16 protein-coding genes are annotated in these 17,512 nt (G+C 73.6%); 10 read left to right on the top strand and 6 right to left on the bottom strand.

From position 1 onward, the window contains the following. The first annotated feature begins 5 nt into the window (after positions 1–5). The 4 genes from ACZ6ZT_RS02045 (at position 6) to ACZ6ZT_RS02030 (ending at position 4,514) form a co-directional block, all read left to right on the top strand. Positions 6–1,331, top strand: a complete 1,326-nt coding sequence (locus tag ACZ6ZT_RS02045) for an ABC transporter substrate-binding protein (RefSeq protein ID WP_469714655.1) — start codon at positions 6–8, stop codon at positions 1,329–1,331. 386 nt (positions 1,332–1,717) lie between these two features. Next, positions 1,718–2,566 (top strand): carbohydrate ABC transporter permease, encoded by an 849-nt coding sequence (locus tag ACZ6ZT_RS02040; RefSeq protein ID WP_469714653.1) that lies wholly within the window; start codon positions 1,718–1,720, stop codon positions 2,564–2,566. Further along, complete coding sequence (locus ACZ6ZT_RS02035) at positions 2,563–3,477, top strand: carbohydrate ABC transporter permease (RefSeq protein WP_469714652.1); 915 nt, start codon at positions 2,563–2,565, stop codon at positions 3,475–3,477. Before ACZ6ZT_RS02040 ends, ACZ6ZT_RS02035 begins: the two co-directional genes overlap by 4 nt. Positions 3,478–3,524: 47 nt before the next feature. After that, positions 3,525–4,514: a hydroxyacid dehydrogenase gene (locus tag ACZ6ZT_RS02030; RefSeq protein WP_469715011.1), complete on the top strand. Its 990-nt coding sequence runs from the start codon at positions 3,525–3,527 to the stop codon at positions 4,512–4,514. Here ACZ6ZT_RS02030 and ACZ6ZT_RS02025 read toward each other — a convergent pair. Further along, entirely contained in the window at positions 4,502–5,326 is an 825-nt protein-coding gene (locus ACZ6ZT_RS02025; protein ID WP_469714651.1) for a sugar phosphate isomerase/epimerase family protein, read from the bottom strand. The two genes, ACZ6ZT_RS02030 and ACZ6ZT_RS02025, sit on opposite strands and share 13 nt — an antisense overlap. Continuing rightward, complete coding sequence (locus ACZ6ZT_RS02020; RefSeq protein ID WP_469714650.1) at positions 5,323–6,399, bottom strand: LacI family DNA-binding transcriptional regulator; 1,077 nt, start codon at positions 6,397–6,399, stop codon at positions 5,323–5,325. The genes ACZ6ZT_RS02025 and ACZ6ZT_RS02020 overlap by 4 nt, the downstream gene beginning before the upstream one ends. A 230-nt stretch (positions 6,400–6,629) precedes the next feature. On the opposite strand from ACZ6ZT_RS02020, the gene ACZ6ZT_RS02015 reads away from it, so the two are divergent. The 6 genes from ACZ6ZT_RS02015 (at position 6,630) to ACZ6ZT_RS01990 (ending at position 14,436) form a co-directional block, all read left to right on the top strand. Next, positions 6,630–7,754: a Gfo/Idh/MocA family protein gene (locus ACZ6ZT_RS02015; RefSeq protein WP_469715010.1), complete on the top strand. Its 1,125-nt coding sequence runs from the start codon at positions 6,630–6,632 to the stop codon at positions 7,752–7,754. Next, the gene (locus ACZ6ZT_RS02010; protein WP_469714649.1) at positions 7,751–8,911 is read left to right on the top strand and encodes a dihydrodipicolinate synthase family protein; all 1,161 of its coding nucleotides are present in this window, start codon (positions 7,751–7,753) and stop codon (positions 8,909–8,911) included. Before ACZ6ZT_RS02015 ends, ACZ6ZT_RS02010 begins: the two co-directional genes overlap by 4 nt. Continuing rightward, positions 8,908–9,747, top strand: coding sequence for a sugar phosphate isomerase/epimerase family protein (locus ACZ6ZT_RS02005; protein ID WP_469714647.1), 840 nt, complete (start codon positions 8,908–8,910; stop codon positions 9,745–9,747). The genes ACZ6ZT_RS02010 and ACZ6ZT_RS02005 overlap by 4 nt, the downstream gene beginning before the upstream one ends. A 68-nt stretch (positions 9,748–9,815) precedes the next feature. Beyond that, complete coding sequence (locus ACZ6ZT_RS02000; protein ID WP_469714646.1) at positions 9,816–12,209, top strand: polysaccharide lyase 8 family protein; 2,394 nt, start codon at positions 9,816–9,818, stop codon at positions 12,207–12,209. 90 nt (positions 12,210–12,299) lie between these two features. Continuing rightward, positions 12,300–13,925: a N,N-dimethylformamidase beta subunit family domain-containing protein gene (locus ACZ6ZT_RS01995; protein ID WP_469714645.1), complete on the top strand. Its 1,626-nt coding sequence runs from the start codon at positions 12,300–12,302 to the stop codon at positions 13,923–13,925. Between the two features lie 130 nt (positions 13,926–14,055). Continuing rightward, positions 14,056–14,436, top strand: a complete 381-nt coding sequence (locus ACZ6ZT_RS01990) for a VOC family protein (RefSeq protein WP_469714643.1) — start codon at positions 14,056–14,058, stop codon at positions 14,434–14,436. Here the strand turns inward: ACZ6ZT_RS01990 and ACZ6ZT_RS01985 are convergent. Genes ACZ6ZT_RS01985 through ACZ6ZT_RS01970 form a run of 4 tightly spaced genes read right to left on the bottom strand, consistent with a single transcriptional unit; the run spans position 14,433 to position 17,498 of the window. Continuing rightward, entirely contained in the window at positions 14,433–14,660 is a 228-nt protein-coding gene (locus tag ACZ6ZT_RS01985) for a hypothetical protein (protein ID WP_469715039.1), read from the bottom strand. The genes ACZ6ZT_RS01990 and ACZ6ZT_RS01985 overlap by 4 nt on opposite strands. 14 nt (positions 14,661–14,674) lie before the next feature. Continuing rightward, complete coding sequence (locus ACZ6ZT_RS01980; protein WP_469715008.1) at positions 14,675–15,457, bottom strand: ABC transporter ATP-binding protein; 783 nt, start codon at positions 15,455–15,457, stop codon at positions 14,675–14,677. 8 nt (positions 15,458–15,465) lie between these two features. Further along, on the bottom strand, positions 15,466–16,509 hold the full coding sequence (locus ACZ6ZT_RS01975; protein ID WP_469714641.1) for a FecCD family ABC transporter permease: 1,044 nt from the start codon (positions 16,507–16,509) through the stop codon (positions 15,466–15,468). Beyond that, positions 16,506–17,498, bottom strand: a complete 993-nt coding sequence (locus tag ACZ6ZT_RS01970; RefSeq protein ID WP_469714639.1) for an ABC transporter substrate-binding protein — start codon at positions 17,496–17,498, stop codon at positions 16,506–16,508. Before ACZ6ZT_RS01970 ends, ACZ6ZT_RS01975 begins: the two co-directional genes overlap by 4 nt. Between the last annotated feature and the right edge of the window lie 14 nt (positions 17,499–17,512).

The following is a 17,512-nucleotide window of genomic DNA, read 5'->3' as shown; positions in this document are numbered from 1 at the left end:
GAATGATGTCGCGCAGCTTCCGCACGCCCCGTTTCGCCCTCACCGCTTCCGCGTCGCTCGCCTCGCTGGTCTCGCTCGCCCTGCTCGCGACGGGGTGCGGCGGGAAGGGCGGAGGGGAGGCGGCCGGGGCCCCGGCGCCGTCGCAGCCGGTCACCCTCACGTACTGGTCGTCCTCGGCGGGGGCGCAGCAGACGGTGGACGCGTTCAACAGGACGCACCCGAAGGTCCAGGTGCGGTTCTCGGCGGTGCCGGGCGGCCCGGACGGGGCGGCCAAGCTGGCGAACGCGGTCAAGGGCGGCAACGCGCCCGACGTCGCCACGATGGACTACTCCGCCCTCCCCGAGTTCGCGAGCGGCGGCAACCTGGAGGACCTGAGCGCGGTCGCCGGCGGGCTCGTCTCCGAGAAGTTCCCGGAGGCGGTCCAGTCACTGGTGAAGCTGGGCGGCCGGACCTGGGCGGTGCCCTTCGACGTCACTCCGCTCGAACTCTTCTACCGCAAGGACATCTTCGAGAAGCACGGGGTGGCCGTGCCGAGGACGTGGGAGGAGTACAAGGCCGCCGGAGAGAAGATCAAGCGGGCGGATCCATCGGTCCGGATCACCAACTTCGGCGGCGGTGACCCGGCGTTGCTGGCCGGACTGGCGTGGCAGGCGGGCGCCAGGTGGTACGGGACCGAGGGCGACGGATGGAAGGTCGCCATCGACGGTCCGGCGTCGCGGAAGGTCGCCGCCTACTGGAACGGGCTGATGGCCTCGGGCGTCGCTTCGAAGACGCCGCTGTGGGGCGAGGGCGAGGCGAAGGAGCGCGGCTCGGGGCAGGTCGCGACGGTGATCGGCGCGGCGTGGACGGCCGGCACCCTGGTGGCGAACTACCCCGACCTCAAGGGCAAGTGGGGCATCGCCCCGCTGCCGACCTGGGACGGCAAGCCCGCCACCGGTATGTACGGCGGCACCTCGTATGTCGTGCCGAAGGGCAGCAAGCGGACGAAGGCGGCGGCGGAGTTCATCCGGTGGGTCACCACGGATCCGGAGGCGGTCAAGGCCCGGCTGAGCTCTCTGAAGGCGCCGAGCAGCGCCCTGCCCGCCAACCCGGCGATGCGGGCGGAGGCCGCGAAACTCTTCGACGCCTCGTACTTCGCGGGGCAGGACCCGTATGCCCTCGCGGACCGGGCTGCGGGGACGGTCCTGCCGGGCTGGACGTGGGGGCCGGTGCAGCTCCAGGTCAACGCGGCACAGAACGCGACCGGCGCCGACCTGGCCGCGTCCCTCCCGGCGGGTCAGTCGGCCGCCGAAAAGGCCATCCAGTCCCGCGGCCTCACCCTGGCCCGCTGATGCGCCCCCACCCGGCACGCCCAATCCCTGAGGCCAACGCCCCCGCCCACCCCGCCCCACGCTCCGGCACCGCCCCACACACCGCTCCCCACCGAGAACCCCCGCCCACTCCCAGGCGGGGCCCGGCACCCGGCCCCGGCGCGGCGCCCGATCCCGTCCCGGCGCCCGGTCCCGACACGGGATCCCCGACCGGCACGGAGGCCCGGTCCCACACGGCGGCTCGGTCCGACGCCGGGTTCGGCGCCGAGTCCCCGGCCGACACGGAGGCCTCCTCCGGCCCGAAGGCCGGGTCCGACGCGACGGCCCGAGCGCGCCCCGGCTCGCCAGTCGGGGCCCGAGGCGTCGTGGCGGCCGGGTCCCGGACGGGCAGGGCCGCCGGGTGGTTCATGGCCCCGTTCTTCCTGCTGTTCGCCCTCGTCACCGTCGCCCCCATCGGCTACGCCGGCTACCTCAGCCTCTTCCACGACGAGCAGTCCGGCCTCGGTTTCGGCGGCAGCCGCAGGGTCTTCCACGGCCTCGGGAACTACGCCTCCGCGCTTACCGACCCCCTCTTCCTCGCCTCCTTCCGCAACATCGCCGTCTATTGCGTCCTCTACGTCCCCCTCATGGTCGGCGGCGCTCTCCTCCTCGCCCTCCTCCTCGATTCCGCTCTCGCCCGCGCCCGCCGTTTCTTCCAGATCGCCTTCTACCTGCCGCACGCCGTCCCCGGCCTGATCTCCGCCTTGCTGTGGCTCTACCTCTACACACCAGGCCTCAGCCCGGTCCTCTCCGCGCTCGATTCCGCCGGCCTGTCCTGGAACTTCTTCGGCCGCGACGAGGCCCTCCTGTCGGTGGTCAACATCTCGGCCTGGCAGTGGCTCGGCTACAACATGATCATCTTCTTCGCGGGCCTCCAGGCCGTCCCCCGCGAAACCCTCGAAGCGGCCGCCCTCGACGGCGCCGGCGCGCTCCGCACCGCCTTCCAGGTCAAGGTGCCCGCCATCCGGCCCACCCTCGTACTGACCGTCCTGTTCACCTGTGTCGGTGCCGTCCAGCTCTTCGACGCCCCGCAGCTGCTCCAGCTGCGCGCGACCGGGATGGGCGAGTCCTGGTCCCCGACCATGTACATCTTCAGCGCCGCGTTCAAGGCGCACGACTACGGGCTCGCCGCCGCGAGCGCCCTGCTCCTCGCCCTGGTGGCGGGCGCCGCGTCCTACGTCGTCACCGCCCTCGGCAACCGCTGGAGGTCCGCATGACCACCGCCACCGATCCCCGCACCGGACAAGGCACGGCACGCACCACCACCACCACGCGCGCGGCCGCGCCCCGCACCCGCGCCCTCCTCTCCCGCACCGCCGTCAACGCCGCGCTCGTCCTCGTGGCCGCGTACACCCTGCTGCCCCTCGCCTGGCTGGTGCTCGCCGCCACCAAGAGCCGCCGCGACCTGTTCGCCACCGCCCCCTACTCCCCCGGCGCGTTCCACCTCCTCGACAACCTCGCCGAGCTCTTCACCTATGGCGACGGCATCTTCGGACGCTGGCTCGGCAACAGCCTCCTCTATACCGTCGTCGGCTCGACCGCCTCCGCACTCATCAGCGTGGCCTGCGGGTATGCCTTCCACGCGTACGAGTTCCGGCACAAGGAGGCGCTCTTCGCCGTCGTCCTCGCCGGAGTCCTCGTCCCCGCCACCGTGCTCCAGCTCCCGCTGTACCTGATGGCTTCCGCCGCCGGCGCCGTGAACACCTACGCCGCATACCTGGTGCCCGCCCTCGTCAGCCCCTTCGGCGTCTACCTGGCCCGGGTCTTCGCCGAGGGGTACGTGCCCGAGGAGGTACTGGCCGCCGCGCGGGTCGACGGTGCGGGTGAACTCCGCGTCTTCACACACGTGTCGTTCCCCATGCTGTGGCCGGGCTTTGTGACGATCTTCCTGTTCACCTTCACGGCCATCTGGAACAACTTCTACGGCGCGCTGACCATGCTGAACGACGAACGGCTCTACCCCGTGAGTCTGGGCCTGTTCATGTGGAACCGCAGCGTCTACCAGCAGCCGGAGCTCTACCCCCTGGTGATCACCGGTTCGCTCGTCTCCGTCGTCCCGCTGGTACTGGCCTTCCTCGGCCTCCAGCGCTTCTGGCGCTCGGGTCTCACCGCAGGAGCCGTCAAGTGACCCACCCCGCCCCGGACCTCAACCACCGGCCGGCCACCCTGCTGGCCATGAGTCCCGGCACCCGGGACGCCGTCCTCGGCCAACGGATCCTGCCCGCCCTCCTGCGCGTCGCCGACCTGGACCCCCGCCTGCTGCTCACCGCCTTCGACGACCGGGACGACACGGAACTCGACGGCGTGCTGGCCCGCGCGGAAGTCCTGCTCACCGGCTGGGGCTGTCCGGCGCTGGACGAGGAGGCGCTGCACCGCATGCCCCGGCTGCGGGCCGTCGTGCATGCCGCCGGAAGCGTCAAACACCATGTGACGGCGGCCTGCTGGAAGCGCGGCCTGCTGGTCTCCAGCGCCGCCGCCGCCAACGCGCTGCCGGTCGCCGAGTACACCCTCGGCGCCATCCTGTTCGCCAACAAACGCGTGCTGGAGTCCGCGCACGCCTACCGCGCCACGCGGGGCCCCGTCGACCTGCTCCGCCGCTACCCGGAGATCGGCAACTACCGGCGGACCGTGGGCCTGGTCGGCGCCTCCCTGATCGGACGGCGGGTACTGGAGCTGCTGCGCCCCTTCGACCTGCGCGTCCTCGTCAACGATCCGTACGCCGACCCCGCCGAGGTGACCGCCCTCGACGGGGAGCCGTGCTCCCTCGACGAACTGCTGCGCCGCAGCGATGTGGTGAGCCTGCACGCTCCCGCCCTTCCTCAGACCCGCCACCTCCTCGACGCGTCCCGGCTGGCCCTGATGCACGACGGAGCCACGCTGATCAACACGGCGCGCGGCTCGCTCGTCGACACGGCGGCCCTGACGGAGGAACTGGTCGCCGGGCGGCTGCACGCCGTACTCGACCACACCGAACCCGAGGTACTGCCGGCCTCCTCCCCTCTGTTCGACCTGCCGAACGTCCTGCTCACCCCCCACGTCGCGGGGTCCCTGGGCGGTGAGCTGGACCGCCTGGCGGCGACCGCCGTCGAGGAACTGGAGCGGTACGCGCGGGGCCTCCCCTTCCGCCACCCCGTGGACCCGGACCGCCTGTCCTACTCCGCCTGACGCCCACCCCCCGCCAACCCCTCCAGCCGCTCCAGCCGCTCCAGCCGCTCCAAATACTCCCGCCCTCGCGCGAGCTGTCCGGCCAGCCCGGCGGCCTGCGGATACCAGCGCTTCTCGTACTCCCAGCACAGCCACCCGCCCCGCGGCGCCTGCGCCACCGCCTCGGCGAGCGGTAGCACTCCGGCCCCGAGCCCGAGCGGGGTGAGGTCCCGCGCGGACGCCACGTCCTTCACCTGGAGGTAGCCGAGATGCTCTCCCAGCCGCCGTCTGGTCACGTCGGGCGGCTCGGCGCCCAACCAGCTGTGCAGCACGTCCCACAGCGCGCCCGCACCCGGATGCCCGACCCCGTCCAGCACCCGGGCGACGGCTGCTCCGGTCCGGTGGGAGTCGTGGGTCTCCAGCAGGATGCGCACCCCGTGCCCGGCGGCGAACGGCGCCGCCTCGCGCAGCCGGCGGACCGCGCGGGCGTCGGCCTCGGGCGCCGGCGGATCACCTCCCCCGGGGAAGACCCGGACGAACGGGGCTTCGAGGTCGACGGCGAGCCGGACCAGGGCCCGCAGCTCCTCCAGGATCGGCCCGTCCTCACCGGGCCCCGCCACCCGCGCGTAGCCCGCCACCGCGAGGACGCCCACCCCGGCGCCGCTGACCTCCCTCAGCCCCGCCACCCGTTCCCCGTACGGGCTGCCGGGGTGCAGCGGTTCCTCGGGGTGCGCCCGCAGTTCGAGACCGTCGTATCCGTGCTCGGCGGCCAGGGCCGCGCTGCGGGCGAGCGGGGTGCCCGGCAGTCCGAGCGTGGAGAAGGCGTACCTCATGGTCTCCTCCGTCCGGCCGCTGGCGGGGCCGTGGAGCCGCGCACCATGAGCTCGGTGGGCAGGGTGGTGATGCCGCCCGGGGGCAGGGCCCGGCGCCCGGTCACCAGGTGTGCCGCGAGCACGCCGGCTTCGCGAAGCGGCACCCGTACGGTGGTCAGGGCGGGAGCGGTGTCCACGGCGAACGGCAGGTCGTCGAAACCGGCGACGGAGACGTCCCCGGGGATCCGCATGCCCGCTTCCCGCAGCGCGGCCGCCGCACCGGTGGCCACGGTGTCGTTGGCCGCGGCGACGGCGGTGAAGGGTCTTCCCCGGCGCAGCAGTTCGCGGGTGGCGTCATATCCGGCGGTGCGCTCGAACCCGGCGTGGACGGTGAGCGCGGCGCAGGTGTCGGACGCCTCGGGTCCGTGGCGGCGCAGGGCGGCCCGGTGACCCGCGAGCCGCTCCCGGGTGGTGCTCAGTCCCGGCGGGCCGGCCAGGTAGGCGATGTGGCGGTGGCCGAGTGTCAGGAGGTGCTCGGCGAGGCGGAAGGCCCCTCCGTGGTCGTCGAACACGACCGTGGCGACGGGGGGTCCGTCGCGCACGGGCAGCGGGGGCCGTCCGCACAGGACCACGGGTGCTCCGGTGGCCGCTATGCGGGAGATCCGGGCGGTGAGCGCGGTGGTGTGGTCCGGTTCCTCGACGGCGCCGCCGGTCAGCACCACGCCGCCGGCCCGCTGTCCTTCCAGCAGCCCGAGGTAGGCGAGTTCGGCGGCGGGGGCTCCGCCGGTGTTGCAGACCACGGCCAGCCTGCGCGCCTCGGTGGGGCCGGTGGGGTCGAGCGCGCTCTGCAGGGAGCCGGCGAGGATGCCGAAGTAACTGTCGGCGACGTCGTGGACGAGGACGCCGACGAGATCGGAGGTGGCGGCGGCCAGTGCGCGGGCGGGGCCGTTGGCGATGTATCCGAGCTCCTCGACCGCGCGTTCCACTCGGGTGCGGGTGCCGCCCGCGACCGGGTATCCGCCGTTGAGTACGCGCGAGACCGTGGCGGGCGACACTCCCGCGTGTGCCGCGACCTCGGCCAGGGTGACTGCCATCTCGAACCCCCTCTTCCCGGGCCCTGTTGCCGGTCCCGGTCATCGTCTCATCCGTGCGTGGATCTCCATTCTCCTCGCTCAGGAAAGCGCTTTCTATCCCTCGAACGGGTGTTGTGCGGGCGGGAGTCGCCGACCTAATCTGATGGACAGTAAGCGCTTTCTATCGAAGAGGACAGGCGACCGGACGGAAGGACGTGGACACCGTGGAGCGCAGGACGATCAAGATCGCGATGAACGGCGTGACCGGGCGCATGGGGTACCGCCAGCATCTGGTCCGCTCGCTGCTGGCCCTGCGCGAGCAGGGCGGCCTGGACCTCGGCGACGGGACGGTGCTGTGGCCCGAACCGGTACTGGTCGGACGGCGGGAGGATGCCCTGCGGGCCATCGCCGAGCGCCACGGCCTGGAGCATGTCAGCACCGACCTGGCGGCCGTACTGGCCGACCCGGATGTGGAGATCTACTTCGACGCCCAGGTGACCTCCGCCCGGGAGACGGCCGTCCGCCAGGCCCTTGCGGCCGGGAAACACGTCTACTGCGAGAAACCGACGGCTCTGACCTTCGAGTCGGCGCGGGAGCTGGCCCGGCTGGCGGCGGCCTCCGGGGTCAAGCACGGCGTGGTGCAGGACAAACTGTTCCTGCCGGGCCTGCTCAAGCTGCGGCGGCTGATCGAGGGCGGGTTCTTCGGCGAGATCCTGTCCGTGCGCGGTGAGTTCGGCTACTGGGTCTTCGAGGGCGACTGGCAGCCGGCCCAGCGCCCGTCATGGAACTACCGGGAGCAGGACGGCGGGGGCATCGTCGCCGACATGTTCCCGCACTGGGAGTACCTGCTGCACGAACTGTTCGGCCGGGTGCGCACGGTGCAGGCGCTCACCCGGACGCACATCGGCCGCCGCTGGGACGAGGAGGGCAAGCCCTACGAAGCCACGGCGGATGACGCCGCCTACGGCATCTTCGAGCTGGAGGGCGGAGCGGTCGCCCAGATCAACTCCTCGTGGGCCGTGCGGGTGCACCGTGACGAGCTGGTGGAGTTCCAGGTGGACGGGACGCACGGTTCGGCGGTGGCGGGGCTGCGCGGCTGCCGGATCCAGCACCGTGCGGCGACCCCGAAACCGGTGTGGAATCCGGACCTGGCGCAGACCGAGCCGTTCCGGGCGCAGTGGCAGAAGGTGCCTGACAACAGCCCCGCCGACAACGGCTTCAAGGTCCAGTGGGAGCTGTTCCTGCGCCATGTCGTACGGGACGAACCCTGGCGGTGGGACCTGCTCGCGGGTGCGCGGGGAGTACAGCTGGCACAGCTCGGACTGCGCTCCTCGGCCGAGGGCCGCAGGCTGCCGGTGCCGGAAGTGACACTGTGAACGGGATCCGGCTCCCCTCGGAGGACGGCGGTTTCCGCCTGCACCGCCCCTCGGCCGACCCACTCGGCCCCCTCAGCTGCGGGCCGGCCCGCAGCCGCACCTTCTACTCGGCCGCCCATGTGGCCGCCGCACCCTCCTCCGCTGCCGGCGCGGGTGGTCCGGTGGTCGACTGGGAGGCCACCCTTTCCTTCCGTCACCACCTCTGGGCGCTGGGGCTCGGGGTCGCGGAGGCGATGGACACCGCCCAGCGGGGCATGGGGCTGGACTGGCCCGTGGCGGCGGAGCTGATCCGCCGCTCGTCCGCCGAGGCCCGGGCGGTGGGCGGCCGGATCGTCTGCGGCGCCGGCACCGACCAGCTTCCACCGGACCGCGCGCCTTCCCTGGCGGAGGTCACCGCCGCCTACGAGGAGCAGCTGGCCTTCGTCGAGTCCTGCGGCGCGGGGGCCGTCCTGATGGCGTCCCGGGCCCTGGCGGCGACGGCCCGCGCACCCGAGGACTACCTGGAGGTGTACGGCGGGCTCCTGCGGCAGAGCGCGCGGCCGGTCGTACTGCACTGGCTGGGGCCGATGTTCGATCCGGCGCTGGCCGGCTACTGGGGGCACGACGACCTCGACGACGCCGCCGACCTCGTCCTGAAGCTCATCGGCGACCACCCGGGAAAGGTGGACGGCATCAAGATCTCCCTGTTGGACGCGAACCAGGAGACCGCGCTCAGACGAAGGCTCCCGGCGGGTGTCCGCTGCTACACGGGGGACGACCACCACTATCCGCAGCTGATCGCCGGAGACGGGGAGCTGGCCAGCGACGCCCTGCTGGGCGTCTTCGACCCGATCGCACCGCTCGCCGCACGCGCGGCGCGGGCTCTGGACGCGGGCGATCCCGCCGGGTTCCGGGAACTGCTCGATCCGACGGTGGCGTTGGCCCGGCACCTGTTCGCCCCGCCGACGCGGCACTACAAGACCGGCATCGTGCTGCTGGCCTGGCTGGCGGGGTACCAGGAGCACTTCACCCTGCTGGGCGGCCTGGAGTCGGCCCGGTCGCTGCCCCACCTGGCGACCGCGTACGAACGGGCCGACCTGCTGGGCCTGTTCCCCGATCCGGAGCTCGCCGCCGACCGGATGCGCCGGCTCCTCACGGCGTACGGAGCGGCCTCGTGAACGGGCCGGCGGCGCCGGCGCGGCTGAGCCTCAACCAGGAGACGGTCCGGCAGTGGTCGCTGCCCGAGCTCGTGGCCGGGTGCACCGCCGCCGGGGTGGGCACGGTGGGCTTGTGGCGGGATCCGGTGCACCGGTTCGGAGTCCGGAAGACGGCCAAGCTGGTCGCGGACGCCGGGCTGCGTGTCAGCTCCCTGTGCCGTGGCGGGTTCTTCACGGCCGCCGACCCCACCGGGCGGGCGGCGGCCGTCGAGGACAACCGGCGAGCCGTCGAGGAAGCGGCCGTACTGGGGGCGGACGTGCTGGTCCTGGTCTCCGGCGGTCTGGCGCCGGGTGAACGCGACCTCGCCGAGGCGCGGCGCAGAATCACCGGTGTGCTGGGCGAGCTGGCGCCCTGGGCGGCGGCGCACGGCGTACGGCTGGGGATCGAGCCGCTGCATCCGATGTTCGCCGCGGACCGCTGCGTGGTCTCCACCCTGGGCCAGGCCCTGGACATCGCCGAGCAGTTCCCCGCGCACCAGGTGGGTGTGGTGGCCGACTCCTACCACCTGTGGTGGGACGAGCGGCTGGAGGCGGACCTGCGGCGGGCGGGCGAGGGCGGGCGGATCGTGTCCGTGCAGGTCGCCGACTGGGTGACTCCGCTGCCCGAGGGCGTGCTGCTGGGCCGCGGGCAGCTGGGGGACGGCTGCGTCGACCTGCGGGCCTTCCGCGAGACGGCCGACGCGGCGGGTTACCGGGGGCCGGTGGAGGTGGAGATCTTCGCTCCGGCGCTCTGGGCCCGGAACGGCGGGGAGGTCCTGCGGGAGGTGATCGACCGCTACCGCGAGCACGTCGAGTGAGGAAGCCGGCGACCGGGCCGACGGGGTCGGCTGGGCCGACAGGGACCAGACCAGATAAGGAGCATGCGATGACAGAAGCGTGGAGTCGGCGCGCCTTCCTCTCCGCTGCCGGCGGAGGCGCCTTTCTGCTGGGCACGCCCGCGGCCCGGGCGGCGGCCCGGCCCGTCGAAGGGGAGTACGCGGCCCTGCGTGCCGTCTGGCGGGGCCTGGTCCTGGGGGGTGGGTTCTCCGCCACCGCCGAGCCGTTCCGTTCGCGGCTGGCCGAGCTCGGCGAGCAGACCCGGGCCTGGGTCGCGGCGATGGCCCCGGCACCCGGTTCGCTCTGGCCCGGCCTCGGCTTCGCCACGGATCCGGAGCAGCTGATGCAGAGCTACTACCGGCTGCGGACGATGACGGAGGCCTACGTCCGGCCGGGTACCGGACTCACCGGTGACGGCGCCCTGCTGTCGGCTTTGCTGACCGGCCTCGACCACCTGCACGCGCAGGCCTACCACGCGGGCCAGGTCCGGTACGGCAACTGGTTCTGCTGGCAGATCGGCGTCCCGCAGGCCCTGCTGGACGTGTGCGTCCTGCTGTACCAGGAGGTGCCGGCGGCCCGTCTCGCCGACTACTGCGCCGCCGTGGACCACTTCGTACCGGACTCCGCGGTGGCGACGTACGGCGGGACCAGCACGGGGGCGAACCGGGTCGACCTGTGCCGGGTGCTGGCGCTGCGCGGGGTGGTCGGCGCGGACCCCGCGAAGCTCGCCCTGGCCCGGGACGCGCTCGCGCCGGTCTTCCCGTACGTGACCGCCGGGGACGGGCTCTACCGCGACGGGTCGTTCGTCCAGCACACCTGGGTGCCCTACACCGGGACCTACGGCGCGGTGCTGCTGGCCGGTCTGGGCCTGCTGTTCGCACTGCTGAAGGGGACGGCGTGGGAGGTCACCGATCCCGGGGCGCAGATCGTCTTCGACGCGGTGGAGCGGGCGTGGGCGCCCTTCCTGTTCAACGGGCTGGTGATGGACTGCGTGTCCGGGCGGGCGGTCAGCCGGGGCATCGCCGTCTCGGACGCCCTCCAGGTGCAGCAGGACGACCACACCCGGGGACACGCCGTCCTGGCCGGGATCCTGCTGCTCGCCGAGGGGGCGAGCGCGGCCGAACGGGCCCGCTGGCGAGGGCTGGTGAAGGGGTGGGCGGCGCGGGACTACTACAGCCGTCCCCTGGCGGACCGCAGTCTCGGCCTGGCCGCGCTCGCTCGGCTGGCCGAGCTGGACGCCGACGCCTCGGTCGCCGCGCTGCCCGAGCCGGTCGGCCACCGGCTGTTTCCCGCGATGGACCGGGCCGCGCACCGCAGACCGGGGTGGGCGGCGTCCCTCTCCCTGGCGTCCCGGCGCATCGCCCATTACGAGACGGGCAACGGCGAGAACCTGCGCGGCTGGCACACCGGCAGCGGAATGCTCTCCTGGTGGGGTGCCTCGTACGGCAACGGCCAGTACGCGGACGCCTTCTGGCCCACGGTCGACCCGTACCGGCTGCCGGGCACCACCGTGGTCCGCAAGGTGCTGGCCGACGGCGCGGGCGGTGACTGGGGGGCCGCCCGGCCCGACGCCGCCTGGGTCGGGGGGAGCACGGACGGGGAGTTCGCGTCGGTGGGCCAGCATCTGCGGGGCATGGGCAGCACCCTCCAGGCGCGGAAGTCCTGGTTCTTCCTGGCCGACACGGTGGTCTGTCTGGGCGCCGGGATCCTTGCCTCGGATGGCGCCGTGGTCGAGTCGGTCGTCGACAACCGCAATCTGGGCCCGTCCGGCACCCACGCCCTGACCGTCAACGGTGCCGTGCAGCCGACAGCGCTGGGCTGGTCCCGGAGCATCCCCGCGCCCGGCTGGGCGCATCTGGCGGGGTTCGGCGGCTACGTGCTGCACGGGCCGGGCACGGTCGGGGTCCTGCGCGAGGCGCGCACCGGCCGCTGGAGCGAGGTGAACCGGTCCAGCTCCACGACCGCGCTGACCCGGCGTTACCTCACCCTCTGGTATGACCACGGCACGGATCCGGCGGGGGCCACGTACGCGTACCAGATGCTCCCCGGGGCCGGCGCGGCGCAGACGGAGGCGCGGGCGGCCACGCCGGGGTGGTTGTCCGTCCTCGCCAACGGGGAAGCGGCCCAGGGGGTGTCGGTGGCCTCCCTCGGGTTCACCGGCGTCAACTTCTGGCAGCCGGGAGCGGCCGGCCCTCTGGAGGCGAGCGCCGGGTGCTCGGTCACGGTGCGGGCGAGAGCCGACGGCACGGCGGTGCTGTGCGTGGCGGACCCGGCGCGGACGGCGACGGCGCTGACCGTGACCTGGAACCGGCCCGTCGCGGCGGTCCTGTCCCGGCCGGCGAGCCTGGTCTCCGCGGCGACGGGGGCGCGGCTGCGGCTGGACTTCGGTGACCTCACCGCGACCGCCGGGGCGGGCCAGGAGGTGGTGGTCCGGCTGGGGTGAGCCGAGGGGTGAGCCGGCGGCGGGGGGCGCCTCGGGGCGGGCGTCGAGGTGGTTCCGAAGTAAGGGGTGAGCATGACATAGCGTGCCCGTATGGATCAGGAGCACATATCCGGCGGAGCCGAGGGTGCGGGCAGGCGGCGTTTCCTCGCCCTCGCGACGGGCGCGGCCACGGCCGCCGGGCTGGGCGCGGTCGCGGGCTGCGGGGCGGGCGAGGGCGACGGTGACGGCACGCCGCAGCGGTCCGGGGCCGGTGAGCGCTCCGAGCCGGGCGGCACGCCGTCGGCGTCCGGGCCGCCGGCCGGCTTCGACGTCCGGGCGGAGAACGCCCGGCCCGGGAACGCCGACTGGCGTGTGACCAAGGCCGGTCCGGCCCGCGCCATCGAGGGGTTCGCGGACCGGGTGAGCGTCCTGCCGGGCGAGGCCTTCGGCCTGCACGTGTCGACCACCGCTCCGCGTTTCACCGTCTCCGCCTACCGGATGGGCTGGTACGGCGGGGCGCGGGCCCGGCTGGTGTGGCGTTCGGAGTCGTTGCCGGGGGTCAGCCAGCCCGGGCACACGGTGGACTCCGGGACCAGGATGGTCCGTACGAGGTGGCCGCGTACCGCCTCCGTCGACACCAAGGGCTGGCCGGAGGGCTGCTACCTGCTGCGGCTCGACGCGCAGGGGGGCGAGGGCCAGCGGTTCGTCCCGGTCACCGTCCGCTCGGCGGCGACGGCCGGACGCACGGTGGCCGTCAACGCGGTGGCGACCTGGCAGGCGTACAACCGCTGGGGCGGTTACGGCAGTTACGACGGGCCGAGCGGCGGTTACGCGTCGCGCTCGCTCGCGGTGACCTTCGACCGGCCCTACGAGTACGACGACGGGGCCGGCCTGTTCCTCGTGTACGAGGCACCGCTGATCGCGCTGGCCGAGCGGCTCGGGATACCCCTGGCCTACGCGACGACCACCGATGTGGCGCGGGAGAAGCGGCTGCTGGAGGGAGCGGCGGCAGTGCTCTCCCTCGGCCACGACGAGTACTGGTCGCCGGAGCAGCGCGAGCACATCACGGCAGCCAGGGACGCGGGCACCAACCTCGCGGTGCTGGGCGCGAACTGCTGCTTCCGCCGCATCCGGCTGGAGGCCTCCGACCTCGGGCCGGACCGCACGGTGGTCTGCTACAAGTCCTCCTACGCCCAGGACCCCGGCTTCGCACGGGGCCACCCGGCCACGGTCGACTTCCGCTCGGCGCCCGGCGCCGACCCGGAGAGTGCGCTGCTCGGCGTGATCTACGACGGCTACCCGGTGGACGCCCCGTACGTGGTGACGAACCCGGGACACTGGCTGTTCGCGGGGACGGGCGCGCGGGCCGGCGACAGCTTCGCGCACCTGGTCGGCGTGGAGTACGACAAGGTCGACACCGGTTTCCCGACGCCCCGCCCGATCGAGATCCTGGCCCATTCACCGGTGGTCTGCGAGGGCCGGCCCAGTCATCAGGACTCGGCGTACTACACCGTGCCGAGCGGGGCGGGGGTCTTCGCGACCGGCACGATGCGCTGGGTCGAGGCCCTCGACGCGGCCGGCGACGGGCACGGCGGCGCCGGCCACGGCCTGGACGCGCGGGCCGGGGCGCTGACGAGGCGGGTGACGGAGAACCTGCTGCGGGTCTTCTCGGCGGGCCCGGCCGGCCGGACGCACCCGGCACGCGACAACGTCGGGGAGGTCTACGGGACACGGTGACGAAGATGGCGACATATCGGTGGCCTTCCCCTGACGGGCTGTTTAGGATCACCTGCACGGCATCGCGTGCCGGTCACCGGCCGGGTGAGGCATGGAGGTGCCGTGACGTGCCTTGCGGAGGCATCCACTCATGTCGATCCAGCTGAATCACACGATCATCCACTGCCGTGACAACCGGGAGTCCGCCGCCTTCCTCGCGGAGATCCTCGGCCTCGAAGCCGGCCCCGCGTGGGGTCCCTTCGTCCCGGTGACCACCGCCAATGGGGTCACCCTGGACTTCGCCACCAGCCCGGACGGAACCATCGCGGCGCAGCACTACGCGTTCCTCGTCTCGGAGGCCGAGTTCGACGCCGCCTTCGAGAAGATCCGGTCGGCGGGCATCCCGTACTTCGCCGACCCGCACGGCAAGCTGCCGGGCGAGATCAACCACAACGACGGCGGCCGCGGGGTGTACTTCCCGGACCCGAACGGGCACGGGATGGAGCTCCTCACCCGCCCGTACGGCGGCTAACGGGGCACTCCCGGGGAGCCGGGGCCGCCCGGAACGGCTGCCCCGGCTCCCGGTCGCGGGTCGATCGGGGTGAGGATTCCGAGCCGGTCCTCGACGGCCTGCGCCGCGGCCAGGCGCAGGTCCTCGCGGAACGCCCGCCCGACGATCTGCACCCCGGTCGGCAGCCCGTCGGCGGCCCGTCGGCGGCCTCGCGGGCTGAACGCGGAGCCTAAGCCCGACCCCACCGGCGCGGGGGACGTCAGGGCAAGTAGACGATGCTGGGAGCGCCCGTGGTGGGGTGGACGCCGACGTGCGTACGGACGCCGTAGACGCGGGCCAGCAGTTCCTCCGTCAGCACCTCGCCCGGCGCTCCCGCCGCGACGATCCGGCCGGCCTCCAGCACGTACAGCCGGTCGCAGAAGGACGCCGCGAGGTTGAGGTCGTGCAGGACCAGCAGGCTCGTCGCGGGGAGCCGGCGCACCAGGCCGAGCACCTCCAGCTGGAAGCGGATGTCGAGGTGGTTCGTCGGCTCGTCCAGTGCGAGCAGGCCCGGTTCCTGGGCGAGCGCCCGGGCTACGAGCGCGCGCTGGCGTTCGCCGCCGGAGAGCTCCTCGAAACGGCGCCCGGCGAAGGCGGACGCGCCGACGGTCTCCAGCGCCGCGTCGACGCGCAGCGCGTCCTGCGGCCCGTCCTGCTCCCAGAACCGCTTGTGCGGGCTGCGGCCCATGGCGACGACCTCACGGACCGTCAGCCCGAGGGTGTCGGCCGCGTCCTGCGGGACCGCCGCCACCCTCCGGGCGCGCGCCTTGACACCGAGCGTGCCCGCGTCGGTGCCGTCGAGCAGCACCCGTCCGCCGGAGGGCCGGAGGGTGCCGTAGACGCACCGCAGCAGTGTGGTCTTGCCGCTGCCGTTCGGCCCGACCAGTCCGACGGTCTCACCGGGGCGGGCGGTGAGGTCGACGCCGTGCAGCAGGGTCTGCCCGTCGGTCTCGTAACGCACGGCCTCCACGGCGAGTTCCACCGGCCGCCCGACGGTCTCCATGGGCCCCGTCATCCGGCCACTCCTTCGCTCCGGCCGGACCTGCGCAGCATCCACAGGAAGAACGGTCCGCCCACCAGCGCGGTGACCACGCCGACGGGTATCTCCTCGGGCGCCGCGGCCGTACGGGCGACCAGGTCGGCCAGGGTCAGGAACACCGCCCCGCCGAGCGCGGCGACGGGCAGCAACGCCCGGTGCCCGGCGCCGACCACCATCCGGGCGGCGTGCGGGACCATCAGCCCGACGAAGCCGATCGCTCCGCTGTAGGCCACCAGCACCCCGATGACGAGGGAGGTGAGGACGAAGACGGCCGCCCGGAACCGGCCGGTGTCGAGCCCGAGGGTCCGCGCGCCCTCCTCCCCCGCGAGCAGCAGGTCGAGCGGCCGGGCCAGGGCGACGAGGACCGCGGTGCCGACGAGCAGCGCGGCGACGGGCAGCGCGAGTTCGTCCCTGCGGGCCCCGCCGAGGCCGCCCAGCGTCCAGAAGAGCACGGAGCGGATCTGGTCGGGGCGCGCGGACAGCACGAGCACCAGGCTGGTCAGGGCGGACAGGACGTACTGCACGGCGACTCCGGCCAGGATCAGCCGGCCGGTGGTCATCGTGCCGCCGCGCCGGGCCGTCGCGTAGACGGCGACGAGCGCGGCCATGGACCCGGCGAACGCGGCGAGCGGCACCCCGGGCCCGCCCGCGAACCCGGCGGCGCCGGCGCCCGCGGCGCTGCCGAAGACGATGACGAGTACGGCGCCCGCCGAGGCGCCCGAGGAGGCGCCGAGCAGGAAGGGATCGGCCAGCCGGTTGCGGACGAGGGCCTGGAGCACGGCGCCCGCGACGGCGAGTCCGGCGCCGACGACCGTCCCGAGGACCACCCTCGGCATGCGGACGTCCCACACGATGGAGGCGAAGGCCCCGCCGCGCGCTCCGGGTCCGGCGAGCACGAGGTCGAGGACCCTGCCGGGACCGATGCGTACGGGGCCCAGCGCGAGCCCCGCCACCGCGGACGCGCCGAGCAGAACGGCGAGCAGGACGAGGACGGCGGCGGTCCGGCGCCGCTTCACGGGGCGTCGGGGTGCAGCTGGCGGCCCAGGGACTCGACGGCGTCGGCGACGCGTACGCCGAGGACGGCGGAGGACAGCGGCAGCACGACGAACCGGCGGTCCCGGATGGCGGGAACCCCCGCCAGCGCCGGGTCGTTCACCAGGCGTTGCTTCTTGGACTCGACGGTGGTGCCGCCGTAGTCGTAGATGAGGACCACCTCGGGCTTGCGCTCGATGACCTTCTCCCACGACACGTCGCCGAAGGTGTCCTTGAGGTCGGCGAAGACGTTCGTCCCCCCGGCCAGGGAGACGATCTCGTTGCCTATGCCGCCACCTCCCGAGGTGAAGGCGGAGCCCTCGCCGGAGTCGTAGACGAAGACGGACGGCTTCGGTCCGTCCTTCACCCGTGCGGTCACGGCGTCGACGCGGCGCTGCTCGTCGGCGATGAGCGCCGCGCCGCGTTCGGGCACGCCGAAGGTGCGGGCGACTTCGGTGATCTCGGTCTTCAGCTGGGCGAGGCCGACGGGCCCCTCGGTGCAGTACTCCACGCTCAGGCGGGAGTCGATGCCGGACTTCGCCAGTCCTTCGCGGTCGCGGCCCTGCGCCTTGTCGAAGGCGCTGGCGTAGCCGCCGTACACGAAGTCGGGGCCGGCGGAGAGGAGGACCTCCCTGGAGGGGTACTCCTTGGCCAGCACCTTGGTCTTGTCGTAGGCGGCCCGGTAGGCGGGGAGCACGGAGTCGTCGAGGTAGGCCGTGCCCGCGATCCGGTCCTGGAGCCCGAGGGCGAGCATGATCTCGGTGGCGTGCTGGTTCATGGTGACGGCCCGCCCCGGCGGGGCCTGATAGGTGCTGGTGACACCGCAGTTGGTGACGGTGTACGGGAACCCGAGCGCGGCCTTCGCGCCGGAGTCGGGCCGGTCCGCCCCGGCGGGTCCGCCGCAGGCGGCGAGCGGTAGCAGGCAGGCGAAGGCGGCAGAGGAGCGCAGGGCGGCGCGGGAAGAACGCGACATGGGAAGGCCTCTCC

The organism is Streptomyces sp. NPDC102258 (assembly GCF_055584685.1).
This window is presented reverse-complemented; position numbering and strand designations above follow the sequence as displayed.